At 48.6% G+C, this 1,984-nt stretch carries 1 protein-coding gene; it reads right to left on the bottom strand.

Annotated elements, in window-relative coordinates:
- A partial coding sequence (locus tag J4D97_RS22810; RefSeq protein WP_208309600.1) for a SusC/RagA family TonB-linked outer membrane protein occupies positions 1-1,984 on the bottom strand: 1,984 nt, incomplete at both ends.

Below are 1,984 nucleotides of genomic sequence, written 5' to 3'. Positions count from 1 at the left end.
GATAATTATAGCCAGGGCTGATGAGACCCCGCGAGCCGAAGTTGGCAAAGTTCTGGTTGCCTGTTTCGCCATAGCTGCCTCGTAGCTTCAACTCACTCAAAATCTGCTGATCATTCAGGAAGCTCTCATCAATGATACGCCAGCCGGCCGAAGCCGCTGGGAAATAGCCTACCTGATTGTCTGCTCCGAAACGGGAAGAACGGTCACGGCGAACTGTGGCGCTCAACAAATAGCGCCCTTTGAACGAGTAGTCTACCTTAGCTAATACACCAAACAGCGCATTCAAAGTGGAAGAAGAGGTGGCGGCTGTTTTGGTAGCGCCAGCCGAGAGTTGCTGAATGGCGTTGCTTGGAAAGCCAGTAACTTGTGCAAACGTTGTGCTCTGTACGTCGCGCTGATATTCTGCCACTGCTAGCGCTGTCAGGCTATGGTCAGTACCAAATGTATTAGTGTAAGTAAAAGCACTAAAATGGTTGAAGTTTGGCTCTTGGATGGTAGCTACTGTTGCCTCACCACGTACAGCTGCACCAGGGTTGGTCAGCGTAGAGTAGAAACGATCATCACGCCCATACAAAAAGTCTAGGCCAAAAGTGGCACGGTATGTCAGGTGCTTAATAAATTGAAACTCTGTATACTGTGTAGCGATTAAGCGGTTGCTCACCGATTTGATGAATGGTTCCCGTACAGCAGCTACTGGGTTCTCAATAGAACCTGACTTATAGTAAGTGCCATTTTCGTTATAGATGGGCAGGTCGGCCGCCGTCAGGCGGGCCGTTGTCAGAGCGCCGTAAATGCTGTTATCATTATTGATACGGTTGTTAGTAGCTGAGCTTAAACCAAAGGAAGCCCCCATCTTCACCTTATCCGAAATCTTGTTATCTAAGGTGAGGCGGGCGCTTATGCGATTATAGCCCGAACCCACAATAGTGCCTTTCTGGTCAAAATAGCCAAGTGACAACCGGTAGCGGTTCGATTCAGAGCCACCGGAAATGTTCAATCCGTAATTGCTAATAGCAGCCGTGCGCAACACCTGATCAGCCCAATTGGTACTGGTAGCTGTGCTGGGGTCTTGGAATTGGCTGAGTGGACGTACAGGTCCAGCATCTACATACGAATAAATGCCATTTGTCCGTACACGATCACCAGGGCCAAAGGTATAAGCAGCTAAGTCTGCGTAGCTTCTATAAATAGTAGGAGCGGTAGTACTATTACCAGGATTTGTAGTGATAGTACCATCCGCATTCGCTGGATAGCGGTTTGCCATTTGATCCAGAAACAGCTGTGTTTGCTCAGTGCCAGTGATAATATTCGGCTTTTTCCAAACAGTTTGAGCACCAGTGTAATAATCAACGTCTACTCGTGCTTTACCAGATTGACCGCGTTTGGTAGTAATTAGCACTACGCCATTAGATGCACGTGAACCATAAATAGCAGCAGCAGCAGCATCTTTCAATACTTCAATAGAAGCAATGTCATTCGGATTGAGGTCATTCAGCGCGTTGACCTGTTGGTTGCCTGTACCAAGCTGTGAAGTGTTGCCTCCATTAATGGGCAGACCATCTACCACATACAGTGGTTCGTTGCTGCCGCTAATAGAAGCTGAGCCGCGTACCCGAACGGCAATACCGGAACCAGGTGTACCTGAGTTCTGGAATACCTGTACCCCAGCTGCACGGCCCTGCAAGGCTTGGTCAACGCCTGTAACAGGTTGATCTTTGAATGATTCAGCTTTTACTGTTGTAACAGCACCTGTCACATCGCGCCGCTCCTGCTGCTGCCCGTAACCCGTTACAACTACCTCGCTTAGCTCGCGTGTATCTTGTGCCAAAGCAACGTTAATCTGACTCTCACTACCTATTGGTCGCGAAACTGGCACAAAGCCGATGGCTGTAAACTGCAATGTGCCACCCGTTGAAGGAACCGTAAGCACATAAGTACCATCGGCATTGGTAGAGATACCATTAGTAGTACCCTGTACTAAAAC

This window comes from Hymenobacter defluvii, assembly GCF_017589435.1.
GTDB classification, from domain to species: Bacteria; Bacteroidota; Bacteroidia; order Cytophagales; family Hymenobacteraceae; genus Hymenobacter; species Hymenobacter profundi.
This window is presented reverse-complemented; position numbering and strand designations above follow the sequence as displayed.